We start from the raw sequence: 16,306 nt of genomic DNA, 5'->3' as shown, positions 1-16,306 counted from the left end.
AGCATTAGGGACATGATAGGCCAAAAGCTAAAGACACAGGCAACTCAAAGACTAAGACATGAAAAAGGGCACTGAGTGCCCTTTTTTACATCCAAATGTTTGATAGAAAACGTCCGACTACTTAAAGCCTTTAACCTTCTTAATAAGATCGTAAGCGTTTTGAATCTCTTGAGATTTCTCTTTCGCGACGTTCATCATCTCTGGTGGTAAACCTTTAGCCATCAATTTGTCCGGGTGGTGCTCGTTCATCAGTTTACGATAAGCACGCTTAACGGTTTTACTGTCTGCATCTGAAGACACATCCAGAATTTTGTACGCGTCGGCCAACTGATCCGCTTGTGAAGCTTGTTGCCAGCTACCACCTGAAGATTGGCCTTGATGCTGACCATGAAAACCGCCCTGGCTTTGGAAACGAAATGCGGCTTCTTGCATTTGCAAACGACGCTCTAATTGCTCAGAAGAGAAACCCAAACCACGTGCAATCTTGTGTAGTACATTTCGTTCACTCGGGTGGATCGAGCCATCTGCAAAGGCCGCCGAGATTTGCAGCTCTAAGAAAAATTGCAACAAGTCAAAGCGACCAGCTGTCGAAATTTTCACACGAACAAGAACATCTTCTAACGGAAAGTCGCTGTCTTTACCTTCACGAAACGCGTCTTGCGCTGCGCGACGCTGTTCGCCATGCAAATTCATGCGGTCCATCATGGCTGAAGCCAGTTGGATTTCCTCTTTGGTGACTTGGCCTTTCGCTTTTGCCACATGTCCCATTACCGCAAACGCCGCTTTAAAAAACTCTTCTTGGCGCTGAGCTTGACTTGGCCCTTTTCCAAAGCCGCCAGTAGAGAACCCGGCTTGACTCAAGCGACGTGCTTTATCGAATTGATGGCCAATAAATAAGCCAAAGAGTAAACCTAGCGGCCCGCCAAGTAACAAGCCAAAAAAGGCACCCAGAATTTTGCCAAAAATATGCATTATGTGTTCTCTATCAATGAATTTTTATCGACGACGGCGGTCTTATAGTGCCGGATGCAACGATTTCCTTTATGATAATGGAATTAGTTTTATTTCGGCTAGGCCATTTCGCCTGCTTATCTTTGCAGCTATTTTGTCGTCATTATGCCACAGTGAATCAATACGCTGGGATAAATGCGACTATAGTTGATTCATTTGGCTATTACGCTAGGGTACAACAAGCCCTATAGCCATCGAGTAGTAGTGACACAGGAAAGTTCAATTCAATGCAACATTTCTCCCGCACATTTTTAGCGGCCTCTATCAGCACCGCCTTGTTTGTACCCACCACTCAAGCTGAAGCGAATATCCATGATAGTGTGCAGGAAATGCCCGCCACAGATCAATGTTTGGTCGATACAAGTGGCGAGGAGGACGCTCTTAATACCCCAGTAGTGGTAGAAGCTGACACCCTGCAAGCCATCAATGGTGACAAAGCTCAGTACTCAGGTAATGTACAAGTCACCCAAGGCCAGAAGAAAATTACCGCAGATAGCGTAACGCTGCACCAACAAGACAACGTCGTGGTTGCCGAAGGCAACGTGACTTTCAATGACGGCCAAGTCAAAGCTCGATCTGATCGTGTTACTAACGACATTAATCAAGATACGTTTTCGCTTGAGAACACCGATTATCAGTTCCTTTGCCAACAAGGCCGAGGCACTGCAGCCTATATCGCTCGCACAGGTCAGTCGGTTTATGAACTCGAAGACGGCTCTATCACATCGTGCCCTCAAGGCGATAATTCATGGCGATTGGTTGCGTCAGGCATCGATGTTGACCAAGATGAAGAGACAGCGACGCTGCATCATCCTCGATTTGAAGTGTTAGATGTGCCTGTTTTCTATGTGCCGTATCTAACCATGCCAATTGGAGATACGCGCAAAACGGGTTTCCTCTTCCCTTCTTTATCGTACGGTTCTAGTGATGGTATGGAAGTCGAGGTGCCATTCTATTGGAACATCGCGCCTCAATATGACATGACACTCACCACGCTCTATATGCAGCAACGTGGTACAAAACTCGATACTGACTTCCGCTACCTAACAGATGGTTGGGGAAATGGGGAAATCAAAGGCGAATACCTCAATAGTGATCGCAAATATCAGGACGAGTCTCGTTGGGGCTACCAAGTTAAACACGACGGTATCATCAATAAACAGTGGATAGTCAAAGTTGATTACTCAAAAGTGAGTGATATTGATTACTTCCTCGATCTCGACTCCGACATTGGTAACCGTGAAGATGGTCAACTGGTTCAAGAAGGACAAGTACAATATCGTTCTGACTTCTGGGATGCCTCGTTAACCGTTCGTGACTTCCAAATCTTATTGAAAGAAGAGAACCGCCCTTATCGCCTGCTTCCTCAGTTAGACTTGAACTACTACACGCCATTGTGGGGAGACTACCTTAACTTTGACGTTAAGAGCCAAGTCAGCCGCTTCGATACCAGCGATGCTGCGCGACCAAATGCGACCCGTGTTCACATTGAACCAGGGCTTACATTACCACTCTCAAACTCATGGGCAACGTGGACAACAGAAGCTCGCGTGCTCTCTACGTATTACTCTCAAGACTTAACGGGTTTGACAGATGTAAACTTGCAAAACCAGTTGGATGATGAAGTTTCTCGTGTTATTCCTGAGTTCCGTACGCATGCACAACTTTACTTAGAGCGAGATACAAGCTGGATCAAGGGCTACACACAAACACTGGAGCCTCAGCTGCAGTACTTGTACGTACCTGAAGAAGATCAAACCAACATCTACAACTACGATACCACCTTGCTACAAACCGACTACTACGGGCTATTCCGCAGTCGTAAGTACAGTGGCATTGATAAAATCGCCTCGGCGAACCAGTTAAGCTACGGTGCGAGTACTCGCTTCTTTGATGATGACTATAAAGAGCGTCTTAACGTTTCATTTGGTCAGATTTACTACTTCGATAAGAAGACCAAACTGAGCAATAGTCCAAATCTTCCGGATGAGACCACCAATTACTCATCATGGGCGATTGAAGCTGATTTCAACTACAACGATTACTTGTTCTATCACGGTGGAATTCAATACGATATTGATTTGAGCTCCATGCAGTTGGCAAACAGTACCTTGGAATACCAATTCAACGGCGGCTTTATTCAGGGTAACTATCGCTACGTTACGCGTGAATACATCGAAGATACGATCATTCTCGAAAACCTAGACACAATTACTCGTAAAGGTATTTCTCAAGCAGGTATTGTAGCGGCCTACGAGTTCAACCCGAACTGGTCTGCGAGTGGTCAATACTACTACGACCTCAATGAAAATGCGGACCTAGAATGGTTAGCGAGCCTGCGTTACCAATCTGACTGTTGGTACATTGGCGTCACTTACTCAAACCAATTGCTTGGTTGGGAAGACCAAGCTATCGGCAGCACCGGGGCATCACCTGAATACGAAAATAACTTCAGCGTTAACTTCGGTATTCAAGGCTTTGCGACCAACCAGCGTGAAGACACTGCTGTCAAAGAACTGGATGGTTCTGACAACGCGATTAAGTACGGCCGCCCATTCTATCTGAACAATTAATCAAAATAGGCGTCTTAAATGAATAAGACGCCTATTCAAAAATACTGACGGAATTTTAAATGAAAATTTGGAAATCAATCTTATTCACGACCCTACTCTCTTGCGGAGCGGTTGCAGCACCAGTAGAGATCGATAAGGTTGCGGTCATCGTGAATGACGGTGTAGTTCTACAAAGCGACATCGAAACAGCGATGAAAACGCTGCAAGCCAACGCTCGTCAAAGTGGAAAGAGCTTACCTTCTACCAGCGTGTTAAAAGAACAAGTCGTTGAAAAACTTATCATTGATACGTTGCAAGGCCAAGAAGCAGACCGTATTGGTGTGCGTATTGACGACAACCGTTTAAACCAAGCGATTGCAGAGATCGCACGTAATAATGAGCAATCGGTAGAACAACTCGCTGCTTCTGTAGAAAGTGAAGGTTTAAGTTACCCAGAATTCCGCGAACAAATTCGTAAGGAAATCGCCGCATCAGAAGCCCGCAATGCACTGGTTCGTCGCCGTATTAATATCCTTCCAGCAGAGGTCGATAGCCTTGCTGAGCAACTATCACAAGAAACCAATGCAACTGTTCAATACAAAATTGGACACATTCAACTGCGCTTCTCTGACGATAAAGAAAAATCTGCTGTAGAAGCAGAAGCTAAAGCGCTCGCGAAAAAGCTAAACGAAGGTGCAGATTTTACGGAGATGGCCTACACCTACTCTAAAGGTCCTAAAGCTTTACAAGGTGGTGATTGGGGCTGGATGCGTAAAGAAGAGATGCCAACCATCTTTGCTGATCAGATCAAGATGCAAAACAAAGGCAGCATTATTGGTCCATTCCGTAGTGGCGTTGGTTTCCACATCCTAAAAATAGAGGATGTAAAAGGCCTAGAAACGGTTGCGGTAACGGAAGTAAATGCGCGTCATATTTTGATTAAACCAACCGTGATTCTGAGCGACGAAGGGGCGAAGAAGCAACTGAATGAATTTGTACGCCGCATCAAAGCCGGTGAAGCAACGTTCGCTCAATTGGCAACACAATACAGTCAAGATCCTGGCTCGGCAGCACAAGACGGTGAACTAGGTTATCAAACACCAGATCTTTACGTGCCAGAATTTAAGCACCAAGTAGAAACTCTGCCAGTTGGCTCAATCAGCGAACCGTTCAAAACCGTTCACGGCTGGCATATCGTTGAAGTGTTGGATCGTCGCCAAGTTGACCGCACTGACTCAGCGATGAAGAACAAAGCTTACCGTATTCTATTTAATCGTAAATTTAATGAAGAAGCGGGCGCATGGATGCAAGAGCTACGCGCAAGTGCGTTTGTTGAAATCGTGGATGACAACAATGACAACTAATACAATTCGTAGAATTGTCGTAACCGCAGGGGAACCTGCGGGTATCGGCCCAGACTTAGTGCTTGCCCTATCGAAAGAAGATTGGGCGCACCAAATTGTCGTCTGTGCCGATAAGAATATGCTGACGGAGCGAGCCAAGCAGCTTGGCATCGAAGTCCAACTGTCTGATTACAATCCAGAAGAAGCACCTAAAACACAAAAAGCGGGCACGCTTATCGTTGACCATATCCAAATATCGGAACCTGCGGTCGCAGGCGAGCTCAATGAAGCGAATGGCCACTATGTACTAAAAACGCTAGAAAGAGCGGCTTTAGGCTGTATGAATGATGAATTTGATGCTATTGTCACCGGCCCTGTTCATAAGGGGGTGATTAATCGCGCAGGTGTTGCATTCAGTGGTCATACTGAATTTTTCGCCGAGAAGTCACAAACGCCGCTAGTCGTAATGATGCTAGCAACGGAAGGACTACGCGTGGCGCTGGTTACAACACATATTCCTTTAGCTTATGTGTCCAAAGCTGTCACCGAAGAGCGATTAGAAAAAATCATCGATATTCTTCATACAGACCTTGTAGAAAAGTTTGCTATCGCACAACCAAACATCTACGTTTGCGGGCTTAACCCTCATGCTGGCGAAGATGGCTGCTTAGGTCGTGAAGAGATCGAGACCATAACTCCGACACTGGAAAAAATTCGACAAGAAAAAGGTATCAACCTGATCGGCCCTCTGCCGGCTGATACCATTTTCAATGAAAAATATTTAAATGATGCTGATGCTGTTTTAGGCATGTACCATGATCAAGTGTTGCCAGTATTAAAATACAAAGGCTTTGGTCGTTCAGTAAACATTACTCTTGGTCTACCTTTTATTAGAACATCGGTGGACCACGGTACTGCATTAGATCTGGCAGGGACAGGTCAAGCGGATACAGGGAGTTTCCGAACAGCGCTCACGCATGCGATAGATTTGGTAGAGAAGAAACAATGAGAAATGATGTCCATTTAGGACACAAAGCGCGTAAACGTTTTGGTCAAAACTTCCTGAACGATCCATACATTATTGATGGGATCGTATCAGCGATTAACCCAAAACCAGGTCAAAACCTGGTTGAAATCGGTCCTGGTCTTGGTGCAATCACTGAGCCGGTAGGTCGTGAAGTAGATAAGTTCACAGTTATCGAATTAGACCGCGATCTGGCGGAACGCCTACGTACTCACCCTGAACTGGCAGATAAGTTGACCATCCATGAGGGTGACGCTATGCGTTTTGACTTCACTCAACTAGTGAAGCCAAACAACAAGCTGCGCATTTTTGGTAACTTACCATACAACATCTCTACACCATTGATGTTCCACCTTTTTGAGTTCCATAAAGACATTCAAGACATGCACTTTATGCTGCAAAAAGAAGTGGTAAACCGCTTAGCCGCCGGCCCTGGCAGCAAAGCTTACGGCCGTTTAACGGTAATGGCTCAGTACTACTGTAAAGTGGTACCGGTACTGGAAGTACCGCCAACGGCATTCGTTCCACCACCGAAAGTGGATTCTGCCGTTGTTCGTTTAGTGCCTTACGAAGAGCTGCCATGCCCGGCGAAAGATCTGCGTTTGCTCGATCGCGTTTGTCGTGAAGGCTTTAACCAACGTCGTAAAACAGTTCGTAACTGCTACAAATCGTTGTTAAGCACAGAAGTACTAGAAGAGCTAGGTGTTAATCCAAGCATGCGTCCAGAGAACCTGACGCTAGAACAATTCGTCGCAATGGCGAACTGGCTTGCGGATAACCCGCAGCACTAAGAACTCAAACAATGAGCCAAACCCTTGTAGGTTTGGCTTATTATTATTGGGATATTACGTTTCTGAGGAGTGCACATGGACGTCATTCAACCTTGCATCAAAATTCAAGTTCACACCAAATACATCGAAGAACAGTCCAACCCAGAGCTACAACGCTACGTTTTCGCTTATATCATCACCATCAAAAACCTTAGCCAACAAACCGTACAGTTAGTGAGCCGCCGCTGGCTAATCACAGACTCGAATGGCAAGCAAATGACGGTTGAAGGTGACGGAGTGGTAGGCCAGCAGCCCTTTATTCCAAGCAATGATGAATACACGTACAGTAGCGGAACCGCGTTAGAAACCCCTGTCGGCGTTATGCAAGGACACTACAAAATGCTGGATGAGAAAGGGCAAGAGTTCATCACCGAAATCGAACCATTTCGCTTGGCTGTTCCAAATGTTTTAAATTAGTAAATTGGAGATTCAGTGGCTACCTATATTGTTGGTGACATCCAAGGCTGTTTTGATGAATTGCAGCGACTACTAGAAAAAGTATCTTTCTCTGCGAAAAAAGACCAACTTTGGCTTGCTGGTGATTTGGTCGCCAGAGGGCCTAAATCACTAGAAACGTTACGCTTTGTGAAGTCACTTGGCGCAAACGCAATCGTGGTGCTTGGTAATCACGACCTTCACCTTCTCGCAGTGGCTCACGGGATAAAAAAGGTCAAAGACAAAGATAAAACCGCACCTATTTTCACGGCCCCTGACAAAGAGGAACTACTGACATGGCTAGCTCAGCAACCTCTAATGGCCGAGCATGACGAGTTCGTGATGTGTCACGCTGGCATATCACCGCAGTGGAATCTAAAAACAGCGAGAAAGTGTGCCCGTGAAGTTGAGCGCATCATCCAAAGTGAAGAGCTGCCTTGGCTATTAAAAAACATGTACAGCAATCAACCGGATTCCTGGGATGACTCTCTACAGGGTTTGGACCGATACCGTTATATTATCAATGCTTTTACGCGGATGCGCTTTTGTTTCCCTGATGGTCGTTTGGATATGGATTGTAAATTGCCACCGCAACAAGTTTCCGGTAACGAACTTATTCCATGGTTTGAGGTGCCTAAACGTATCCACTTAAACAAAGCGGTGCTCTTTGGGCACTGGGCTGCACTGCAAGGTTATATGAACAGCGAAGTCATCGGGCTAGATACTGGCTGTGTTTGGGGCGGAAGCCTAACCATGATCCGTTGGGAAGATAAGAAAATTTTTACTCAGGATGCGTTAAGTTAAACACTGAATAACAGTCGATAATCCATAGTAGGAGGAATACCTGTCACTTAACACCTCCTGTAGGGTCATTCCAACGAGCCTTAACGAGACTAGAAATCGAATATCCTCGCGCTGCGAATAGATAGAAATACCTTTGACAACAAAGTACTCGTATAGAGGCTCCTGAATCTCGCTCTTTCGTCGCTTTTCAGGATGACGGTAGGTTGGGATGGCCGCTCGCTGTTATACGAACGGCATTACCGTATTAACTACGCGGTGTTAATCTCGAATTACTTTTCTAACACAGTAAAGCGCATGTTGTAGGCGTTCTTCTCATCGGCTTGATACATTTCTGAGTAAGTTTCCTTAAACTCGTCTCCCCAATCTGGGAACTGAGTATCACCATCAATGGCCGCTTCAATGTGTGTTACATACAGTTTATTGGCCATAGGCAGACAAGTGGTGTAAATCGCACCACCACCAATGATCATCACTTCTTCCACATCACCTGCGACTTCCAGAGCCTGCTCAATCGATGTTACGGTAGTGACACCTTCGATCTTTAGTGTCTCATCACGGCTAATAACAATATTCAAGCGACCAGGTAAAGGGCGACCAATAGACTCATAGGTTTTGCGTCCCATCACAACCGGTTTTCCCATGGTACAACGCTTAAACCAAGCGAAATCGGCGGGAAGGTGCCAAGGCATTTGATTGTCTTTGCCAATGATGCGATTGTCGGCCATCGCGGCAATCATACTAATGATCATGTTAGGTCCTTATACAATAGGTCTGCGGCGATAGAATAACAGCCCTGGAACCGCAAGACCAACTGCTAAACCTGCAATAATAAACATGGCCTTAAGAAAGTTTTCCATACAGGTTGCGACAAGCTCGGGTGAGTAGCCAACATGATTGATTTCTACCATAGCGATCATTGCTTTGTACGCAAACACACCCGGCACCATCGGGATCAAAGCAGCCACAGTAAACACTTTTGGATGCGCGAGAAAACGGTGAGACCAGTACACACCAATCATCCCAACTAACGTCGCAGCAAAAAAGGTTGCCCACTCAATAGGAATGCCAAACTGCATCATCAAGTAGCGGCTACCATGACCAATCGCGCCACCAACAGCGCAATACACTAAGGCTCTTTGTGGCACGTTAAAAACCAATGCAAATCCTACGGCGGGAATCGCCGCAAAAAACATGTCATTCAAAAGGCCAAACATCAAATCAAATAAACTCATTAGATAGCCCACCCCCAAATTCCAGTTACACTCATCGCAGCAACGATCCCCAAACATGTCGCCAACGTTAGTAAACTAGCCATCACAAATCGAGCAATCCCCATATTAATGTGGCCTTTCAACATATCTGCGACAGAGTTAATGAGTGGGAAACCAGGTACAAGCATTAATACTGACGATGCCATTGCTACGGTAGGTAGATTACCGATTTGGTAAATTTCCGCCTGTGCTGAAATTAAGGTAGTCACAAAAGCGGTCGCAGCAAAGTTCAATAGAGGGTTGAAATGACGATGACCAATTTCTTGGCGAACGATCATGCCACCAGCTGAAGCTAAAAAGGTCATGATGAAGACTCCCCAATCACCACCAGCTAGATGACTGAATGCCGCACAAGACAAGCCAATCATAAACACCACCAACCAGCGGTTATAACGCTCTGGACTGATAGCGTTCAGCTTTTTCTGCGCCATGGTTGCATCGAGCAGACCACGCTCCATCATGATACAGATTCGTTGAATTTGCGTAATAACGCGCATATTGATGCCACGATCAGCGCAGCTTCGGGTGGTGGTGATGCAATGCCCATCCATTACCGTCGTCACAACCAATGCATTAGCTGATAGTGCTACCGCAACTTCATTCACCCCACAAGCTAGGCCAATACGACGCATAATATCGCTCACAAGAGTACTTTCAGCACCATGAGCAAGTAGCATTTGTCCGGCTTGGGCGACAAGACGAGAAATCGATCGTTGAGTAGATACCGCCAACTCTCTAGGCGGTATGGTTTCTAGAGTCATAAATAAGTCTAATTCCTTTTAGGGTGTTACTCATTCATACGCGCGAGGGCCAAACTAACCCTCAAAAAACACGACGTATCGGTTATTGTGCCGTAAATCACATCACCTAAATATGATTTAGATACAAAAAAAGCCGCAATAAATAATTGCGGCTTAATGAATTATAGGCAAACAGGCATTGTTTGACCGTTCTGATTAGTCACGAACGTAGACAACGTGACCGTCATCTTCTTCATCGTCCCAGTCATCCCAATCGTCGTCGTCATCTTCAGTGATAACGTCTTTACCCGCCATCGCATCTTTATGGTAATCATCCCACATGAAGTTAACTTTATCTTCTTCAGCCACTTCTTCCTCTTCGCGAGGTAGGTTATCCATAAAGTCAGCCAGTTTGTAACAAAGCTCTTTAGTACCGTTACGATTGATCGCCGAGATCTTAAAGTACTCGTCTTCCCAACCTAGTGCGTCTAAGATTTCTTGGATCTTCTCATTCGCTTCTTCTTCAGGCATTAGATCAACTTTGTTGAACACTAACCAGCGCGGCTTACTTGCCAGTTTTTCGCTGTATTGCTCTAGTTCATCAATGATCGTCAATGCATTTTGCACCGGATCGGACTGATCAATTGGCATAATATCGATCATGTGCAGCAACACTCGACAACGCTCTAAGTGCTTCAAGAATCGAATACCAAGGCCAGCGCCATCTGCTGCACCCTCGATCAAACCAGGGATGTCTGCAACAACAAAACTTTTCTCTGGTACGACACTTACGACACCCAAGCTTGGGATCAAAGTCGTGAATGGGTAATCAGCGACTTTCGGTTTTGCTGCTGATACTGCGCGGATAAAGGTTGATTTACCAGCATTAGGTAGACCAAGCATACCCACATCAGCAAGAAGCAATAGCTCAAGGCGAATTTCGCGTACTTCACCTTTTGTACCCAATGTTCTCTGACGAGGCGCGCGGTTTACTGAAGATTTGAAACGCGTGTTACCTAGACCGTGCCAACCGCCTTTTGCGATCATCACTTTCTTACCGTGTTCAGCAACTTCCGCCACGATTTCATTTGTGTGGATATCCACAGCGCGCGTACCCACAGGTACACGAAGAACGATGTCTTTACCACGCTTACCTGTACAGTTACCACCGCGACCGTTTTCACCACGCTCAGCTTCGTAGAAGCGCTGGAAACGGTAATCAATCAGGGTATTTAGGTTTTCATCGGCTTGGATATAAACATCACCACCGTCACCGCCATCACCGCCATCAGGGCCACCTTTAGTGATGAATTTTTCACGCCAGAAACTGACAACGCCACTACCGCCATCACCAGCCTGAACTTTTACTACCGCTTCATCTACGAACTTCATCTTTTACTCCGACTACTTCGTGCGTGGATTAAATCTTACTATGTCATCCGACAATTTTAGCAGATGACAGATCTAAGCTCCCAGATTCAAATCGCTTAGGATCTTAGCGAGAAACTTCGATATGTCGACTGCCACAAATAAAAAACCCCGCCGATTCGGCAGGGCTTTTGAATTCAGCTTAAAGCTATTAAGTAATTTGGTTAAAAACCTAATTACTCAGCTTCGATGCTTACAAACTTACGGTTCTTAGGACCTTTCACTTCGAACTTCACTTTACCTTCAGTAAGAGCGAATAGAGTGTGGTCTTTACCGATACCTACGTTGTTACCAGCATGGAACTTAGTACCACGTTGACGAACGATGATGTTACCTGCAAGTACAGATTCACCACCGAAACGCTTAACACCTAGACGTTTGCTTTCTGAATCGCGGCCGTTACGAGTAGAACCACCAGCTTTTTTGTGTGCCATTGTTAAACTCTCCTAATAGATTAAGCGTTGATACCAGTGATCTTCACTTCAGTGAACCACTGACGGTGACCCTGTTGCTTACGAGAGTGCTTACGACGACGGAACTTAACGATTTTAACTTTATCGCCACGACCGTGTTGTACAACTTCAGCAACAATTTTGCCGCCCTCTACAAGAGGAGCACCAACTTTGATGTCTTCGCCGTTAGCAACAAGAAGAACTTTATCAAATTCTACAGTTGCACCAGTTTCAACGTCTAATTTCTCTAAACGAAGAGTTTGACCTTCGCTTACACGGTGTTGTTTACCACCAGATTGGAAAACAGCGTACATATTTTACTCCGCTTTTTCCGCACAGCCTTTCTTGAGGGTGTGCGCTAAACTAATCATCAATAGGGCGCAGATTCTACAGAATAGATGCTCCTATGACAAGCCATATTTTGAAAAAATTGGCGAAAAGCTAATCGCCAAAGAAAAGTGCGGCAATCATGCCCTTTAGTAATGTATTAATCAACGTTTTTTAGTGTATTATTCGACAATTATATAAATCGAATAAGCCTTGCAGGGTCTAACTTCAGCCGGATATACGATGGATTTTAAAACTATCCAAGCGCTTACTGCCGATGACATGGCAAAAGTGAATGAAACAATTCAAGCCCAACTTAATTCTGATGTCTCTTTAATCAACCAGCTCGGTTTTTATATCGTGAGTGGTGGAGGCAAACGTCTAAGACCGCTTTTAGCGATACTGTCAGCCCGTGCACTTGGTTACCAAGGCAATGGTCATACAATGGCAGCTGCGTTTATTGAGTTCATCCATACAGCGACTTTGCTGCATGATGACGTGGTAGATGAATCAGACATGCGCCGTGGTAAAGCCACTGCGAATGCAGCATTTGGCAATGCGGCTAGCGTATTAGTTGGGGACTTTATCTATACACGCTCATTTCAGATGATGACGGAACTAGGATCCATGAAGATCCTTAAACTAATGAGCAATGCCGTAAACGTGATCGCCGAAGGTGAAGTACAGCAGTTGATGAACTGTAACGACCCTGACACGACAGAAGAAAGCTACATGCAAGTCATCTACTCTAAGACTGCGCGCTTATTTGAATCCGCAACTCAAATCGGTGCAATCTTAAATGATGCTCCTGAGCATGTTGAAATCGCAATGCAAAATTACGGTAAGTATCTAGGCACTGCGTTTCAGCTCATTGATGACGTCATGGATTACACTTCTGATGGCGAAGACATGGGTAAAAATGTGGGTGATGACTTGGCCGAAGGCAAGCCAACTTTACCTCTACTCCATGCTATGCGTAATACCACACCAGAAAACTCAATCATGATTCGTGAAGCGATTGAGAAAGCGAATGGCATGGATCGCTTAGAAGAAATTCTTGCGGTCATGAAAGAAGCAGGCTCTCTGGAATACACAACGCAAAAAGCTCTAGAAGAAGCAGACAAAGCAATCGCAGAACTATCAGTGTTGCCAGAGTCTGAATACAAACAAGCGCTTGTTACTCTGGCTCATGTCGCAGTGCAACGCACGAAGTAATCAATAGCTACCCATAACGCAAGACTTATAGCAAAAAGGAAGAGCATGCTCTTCCTTTTTTACGTTTGATACCTAATGACGACGCCCCGAGGCGCTAGTAATATCTGTCACTACCGCCATGCAGTTGTGGATCATCTTCTATTTCATCAAAGCTAACGGCGAGTTGCTGTTCAGTCCCTTGTTTGGACAACAATACCGTCTCTGCTTCATGGTCGACCACTAATATCGTACCGACGCCTTGTTGGCACTCAACAACCATGCCTTTACGGATTCGACTCGCTTCCATCATCTTCTCCTTCACTACGTGGTTTTGTTCGACCATTTTTACGAAGTTGAGAAATCAAGGATCAAAAAAGCCGATCAAGATGATCGGCTTTCTTCTTATATAGGCTTTCTAGGTTACTTTGCGAATTCAACACCAATGTTGATGTCGCCATTTAGTGTTTCTAGCATACCGTCTAATGCAGACTTTTCGTAATCGCTGAGTTTGCCGTAGCTTAGTACTTCTTCAACGCCTTCTTTACCCAGTTTTACAGGTTGCGCGAAGTAAGTCGCGTGTTCGCCGTCGCCTTCAACGTAAGCGCACTCAACTACGCCTTCTTCACCTTGAAGAGCACGAACCAGAGACAGACCAAAGCGACATGCAGCTTGGCCCATTGATAGTGTTGCACTACCACCACCCGCTTTCGCTTCTACAACTTCAGTACCTGCATTTTGAATACGTTTCGTTAATGCTTCTACTTCTTCAGCTGTAAACTCAACACCTTCTACTTGAGACAGTAGAGGTAAGATCGTTACGCCAGAGTGACCACCAATTACTGGCACGCGAACGTCACCTGGATCTTTGTCTTTTAGCTCAGCAACAAACGTTTCTGAACGGATAACATCCAACGTTGTTACACCAAATAGACGACGCTTATCATAAACACCCGCTTTTTTAAGAACTTCAGCAGCAATTGGCACTGTTGTATTTACAGGGTTTGTGATGATACCAACACAAGCTTTCGGACAAACAACCGCAATCTTCTCCGCTAGCGATTTAACGATACCAGCGTTTACATTAAATAGATCCGCACGATCCATACCTGGCTTACGCGCAACACCAGCAGAAATTAGCACAACATCCGCGCCTTCTAGTGCTGGAGTAGGATCTTCACCAGCGTAACCTTTGATAGAAACTGGCGTAGGGATGTGGCTAAGATCAGCGGCCACACCAGGAGTTACTGGAGCAATATCATATAGGGCTAGATCAGAACCAGCAGGAAGACGGTTCTTAAGTAGAAGGGCCAGGGCTTGACCGATGCCACCAGCGGCACCAATAACGGCTACTTTCATGTAGTTCTCCTTGAGAGTATTTCTCTTATAAACGTATTCGTAGGGTAGTTTGTAACCAACTTAAATAAAGCTATCGGAATCACAACTTGATTACAATCAATTAACGCTAGCTTTGCGACCTCGCGCAACTCGCTGTTACCGTGCTACAAATGGGGCTTGGATTATTCTTTTATTCTGTTGAAATGACAAGGAATTCAACAAAACAGATACAGCCCTACTTCAGCGCGCTAAAGAATTCTATGTGGTATATAGTTTACAGTGACGCATCTAACATAATCCTGGGACTCTTTGGCACCGCCTGAATATATATGCGAGAATATGCAAAATTGCTGACCCGTAATAAGAGATTTGTAATGACTATGCGCAATTCAGAAAAACAAGACAACTTAGTTCGCGCCTTTAAAGCCCTGTTAAAAGAAGAAAGCTTTGGCTCACAGGGCGAGATTGTTGACGCACTCAAACAGCAAGGGTTTGAGAGTATCAACCAATCTAAAGTCTCACGTATGCTGACTAAATTTGGCGCCGTCCGAACGCGCAATGCAAAAATGGAAATGGTTTACTGTCTTCCTGCTGAGCTAGGTGTCCCAACAGTCAGCAGCTCTCTGCGTGAACTGGTACTAGACATCGATCGTAACGCAGCGTTAGTGGTAATTCACACCGGCCCAGGTGCAGCACAGTTGATTGCTCGCTTGCTTGATTCACTCGGTAAATCCGAAGGTATTCTTGGTGTTGTCGCAGGTGACGATACCATTTTCATTACGCCAACCATGGCAATTACGACTGAGCAACTCTTCAAATCAGTGTGCGAGCTGTTCGAATATACTGGTTAAGTTCTATAAAGCTTCAATCAGCTAACTCATTGTGGGTTATAAAAGAAGTCTCATTTTGTAGCCCATAATTTATGTAAATTTTTTGCTTACTCCGCTCATTCTTTAACCACTCATTTTGTGATCAAAATCACGCAATTGATCTTTTTCATTTCAGTCACTAAACGTTAATTAAGTATTTGTTATAAAAAGAATTAAATCACAAATTGAATCCTATCTCCTGATACAAAATTCAGACTTATCAACTATAACATTTAACAATTGGATAATTTTCTGCCAATTTTTTGTTATGATTCGCTCGCTTTTTCAAACGATTGGATTGAAAAAGGTGCCGTTTCCAAATAGGAAACTCCAGAAGTGATTTATGGTTATTTCCGGGTAAATAATGAATATAAGGAAGGGAAATTCATGGCATTTAACAAACTTCTCAAAGTAGGCGCTATCGCTGCAGCCGTAATGGGCGCAGGCGCAGTTAACGCTCAAGAGTTTATTACCATCGGTACTGGCTCTGTGACAGGTGTTTACTACCCAACTGGTGGTGCTATCTGTAAGTTGGTAAATAAAGGTCGTAAAGACCACAACATCCGTTGTTCAGTAGAATCGACTGGTGGCTCAATTTACAACGTTAACACTATCCGTGCAGGCGAATTAGATTTTGGTATCGTGCAATCGGATTGGCAGTACCACGGCTACAACGGTACGAGCAAGTTTG

General features: G+C 44.9%; 18 protein-coding genes. 9 read left to right on the top strand and 9 right to left on the bottom strand.

Going from position 1 to position 16,306, the window contains the following annotated elements:
* Positions 1–117: 117 nt before the first annotated feature.
* Positions 118–972, bottom strand: coding sequence for a co-chaperone DjlA (gene djlA / locus R7Q47_RS19535; RefSeq protein WP_005383076.1), 855 nt, complete (start codon positions 970–972; stop codon positions 118–120).
* Between the two features lie 266 nt (positions 973–1,238).
* Between djlA and lptD the strand changes: the two genes are divergently transcribed.
* From lptD to R7Q47_RS19505, 6 genes are all read left to right on the top strand, one after another.
* On the top strand, positions 1,239–3,584 hold the full coding sequence (gene lptD / locus R7Q47_RS19530; protein ID WP_005379673.1) for an LPS assembly protein LptD: 2,346 nt from the start codon (positions 1,239–1,241) through the stop codon (positions 3,582–3,584).
* A 59-nt stretch (positions 3,585–3,643) separates the two neighbouring features.
* Entirely contained in the window at positions 3,644–4,927 is a 1,284-nt protein-coding gene (surA, locus tag R7Q47_RS19525) for a peptidylprolyl isomerase SurA (protein WP_005379672.1), read from the top strand.
* Positions 4,917–5,915: a 4-hydroxythreonine-4-phosphate dehydrogenase PdxA gene (gene pdxA / locus R7Q47_RS19520; RefSeq protein WP_248487298.1), complete on the top strand. Its 999-nt coding sequence runs from the start codon at positions 4,917–4,919 to the stop codon at positions 5,913–5,915. Before surA ends, pdxA begins: the two co-directional genes overlap by 11 nt.
* Positions 5,912–6,721 (top strand): 16S rRNA (adenine(1518)-N(6)/adenine(1519)-N(6))-dimethyltransferase RsmA, encoded by an 810-nt coding sequence (rsmA, locus tag R7Q47_RS19515; protein ID WP_005379669.1) that lies wholly within the window; start codon positions 5,912–5,914, stop codon positions 6,719–6,721. Before pdxA ends, rsmA begins: the two co-directional genes overlap by 4 nt.
* Positions 6,722–6,796: 75 nt before the next feature.
* Positions 6,797–7,177, top strand: a complete 381-nt coding sequence (gene apaG, locus R7Q47_RS19510) for a Co2+/Mg2+ efflux protein ApaG (protein ID WP_005379668.1) — start codon at positions 6,797–6,799, stop codon at positions 7,175–7,177.
* Positions 7,178–7,192: 15 nt separating this feature from the next.
* Positions 7,193–7,999, top strand: coding sequence for a symmetrical bis(5'-nucleosyl)-tetraphosphatase (locus R7Q47_RS19505; RefSeq protein ID WP_167415658.1), 807 nt, complete (start codon positions 7,193–7,195; stop codon positions 7,997–7,999).
* A 269-nt stretch (positions 8,000–8,268) separates the two neighbouring features.
* On the opposite strand, the gene folA is transcribed toward R7Q47_RS19505, so the two are convergent.
* The 6 genes from folA to rplU form a co-directional block, all read right to left on the bottom strand.
* Positions 8,269–8,748 (bottom strand): type 3 dihydrofolate reductase, encoded by a 480-nt coding sequence (folA, locus tag R7Q47_RS19500; protein ID WP_005379666.1) that lies wholly within the window; start codon positions 8,746–8,748, stop codon positions 8,269–8,271.
* Between the two features lie 9 nt (positions 8,749–8,757).
* Positions 8,758–9,231 (bottom strand): threonine/serine exporter family protein, encoded by a 474-nt coding sequence (locus R7Q47_RS19495; protein WP_005379665.1) that lies wholly within the window; start codon positions 9,229–9,231, stop codon positions 8,758–8,760.
* Positions 9,231–10,031, bottom strand: a complete 801-nt coding sequence (locus R7Q47_RS19490; protein ID WP_005383089.1) for a threonine/serine exporter family protein — start codon at positions 10,029–10,031, stop codon at positions 9,231–9,233. Before R7Q47_RS19490 ends, R7Q47_RS19495 begins: the two co-directional genes overlap by 1 nt.
* A gap of 195 nt (positions 10,032–10,226) precedes the next feature.
* Entirely contained in the window at positions 10,227–11,402 is a 1,176-nt protein-coding gene (cgtA, locus tag R7Q47_RS19485) for an Obg family GTPase CgtA (RefSeq protein ID WP_005383091.1), read from the bottom strand.
* A gap of 212 nt (positions 11,403–11,614) precedes the next feature.
* Positions 11,615–11,872 carry a 50S ribosomal protein L27 gene (rpmA, locus tag R7Q47_RS19480; protein WP_005383095.1) on the bottom strand — a complete coding sequence of 86 codons (258 nt, stop codon included), beginning with the start codon at positions 11,870–11,872 and terminating at the stop codon, positions 11,615–11,617.
* 20 nt (positions 11,873–11,892) lie between these two features.
* Positions 11,893–12,204 carry a 50S ribosomal protein L21 gene (rplU, locus tag R7Q47_RS19475; protein ID WP_005383096.1) on the bottom strand — a complete coding sequence of 104 codons (312 nt, stop codon included), beginning with the start codon at positions 12,202–12,204 and terminating at the stop codon, positions 11,893–11,895.
* Between the two features lie 256 nt (positions 12,205–12,460).
* Between rplU and ispB the strand changes: the two genes are divergently transcribed.
* On the top strand, positions 12,461–13,432 hold the full coding sequence (gene ispB, locus R7Q47_RS19470; RefSeq protein WP_025768368.1) for an octaprenyl diphosphate synthase: 972 nt from the start codon (positions 12,461–12,463) through the stop codon (positions 13,430–13,432).
* 94 nt (positions 13,433–13,526) lie between these two features.
* On the opposite strand, the gene R7Q47_RS19465 is transcribed toward ispB, so the two are convergent.
* Both R7Q47_RS19465 and mdh read right to left on the bottom strand, forming a co-directional pair.
* Positions 13,527–13,718, bottom strand: a complete 192-nt coding sequence (locus R7Q47_RS19465) for a hypothetical protein (RefSeq protein ID WP_005379661.1) — start codon at positions 13,716–13,718, stop codon at positions 13,527–13,529.
* 113 nt (positions 13,719–13,831) lie between these two features.
* On the bottom strand, positions 13,832–14,767 hold the full coding sequence (gene mdh, locus R7Q47_RS19460) for a malate dehydrogenase (RefSeq protein WP_005379660.1): 936 nt from the start codon (positions 14,765–14,767) through the stop codon (positions 13,832–13,834).
* Between the two features lie 359 nt (positions 14,768–15,126).
* On the opposite strand from mdh, the gene argR reads away from it, so the two are divergent.
* Both argR and R7Q47_RS19450 read left to right on the top strand, forming a co-directional pair.
* Positions 15,127–15,597 (top strand): transcriptional regulator ArgR, encoded by a 471-nt coding sequence (gene argR, locus R7Q47_RS19455; RefSeq protein WP_005379659.1) that lies wholly within the window; start codon positions 15,127–15,129, stop codon positions 15,595–15,597.
* A gap of 405 nt (positions 15,598–16,002) precedes the next feature.
* A partial coding sequence (locus tag R7Q47_RS19450) for a TAXI family TRAP transporter solute-binding subunit (protein WP_318089339.1) occupies positions 16,003–16,306 on the top strand: 304 nt, incomplete at its 3' end.

Source organism: Vibrio sp. Vb0349 (assembly GCF_033338975.1).
The sequence above is the reverse complement of the archived record's forward strand: the minus strand, read 5'-3'. Positions and strand labels throughout refer to the sequence as shown.

Coding starts and splice junctions, on each gene's coding strand:
- djlA (WP_005383076.1), bottom strand. CDS start 972: ATGCATATTTTTGGCAAAATTCTGGGTGCCTTTTTTGGCTTGTTACTT.
- lptD (WP_005379673.1), top strand. CDS start 1,239: ATGCAACATTTCTCCCGCACATTTTTAGCGGCCTCTATCAGCACCGCC.
- surA (WP_005379672.1), top strand. CDS start 3,644: ATGAAAATTTGGAAATCAATCTTATTCACGACCCTACTCTCTTGCGGA.
- pdxA (WP_248487298.1), top strand. CDS start 4,917: ATGACAACTAATACAATTCGTAGAATTGTCGTAACCGCAGGGGAACCT.
- rsmA (WP_005379669.1), top strand. CDS start 5,912: ATGAGAAATGATGTCCATTTAGGACACAAAGCGCGTAAACGTTTTGGT.
- apaG (WP_005379668.1), top strand. CDS start 6,797: ATGGACGTCATTCAACCTTGCATCAAAATTCAAGTTCACACCAAATAC.
- folA (WP_005379666.1), bottom strand. CDS start 8,748: ATGATCATTAGTATGATTGCCGCGATGGCCGACAATCGCATCATTGGC.
- R7Q47_RS19495 (WP_005379665.1), bottom strand. CDS start 9,231: ATGAGTTTATTTGATTTGATGTTTGGCCTTTTGAATGACATGTTTTTT.
- R7Q47_RS19490 (WP_005383089.1), bottom strand. CDS start 10,031: ATGACTCTAGAAACCATACCGCCTAGAGAGTTGGCGGTATCTACTCAA.
- cgtA (WP_005383091.1), bottom strand. CDS start 11,402: ATGAAGTTCGTAGATGAAGCGGTAGTAAAAGTTCAGGCTGGTGATGGC.
- rpmA (WP_005383095.1), bottom strand. CDS start 11,872: ATGGCACACAAAAAAGCTGGTGGTTCTACTCGTAACGGCCGCGATTCA.
- rplU (WP_005383096.1), bottom strand. CDS start 12,204: ATGTACGCTGTTTTCCAATCTGGTGGTAAACAACACCGTGTAAGCGAA.
- ispB (WP_025768368.1), top strand. CDS start 12,461: ATGGATTTTAAAACTATCCAAGCGCTTACTGCCGATGACATGGCAAAA.
- R7Q47_RS19465 (WP_005379661.1), bottom strand. CDS start 13,718: ATGGAAGCGAGTCGAATCCGTAAAGGCATGGTTGTTGAGTGCCAACAA.
- mdh (WP_005379660.1), bottom strand. CDS start 14,767: ATGAAAGTAGCCGTTATTGGTGCCGCTGGTGGCATCGGTCAAGCCCTG.
- argR (WP_005379659.1), top strand. CDS start 15,127: ATGCGCAATTCAGAAAAACAAGACAACTTAGTTCGCGCCTTTAAAGCC.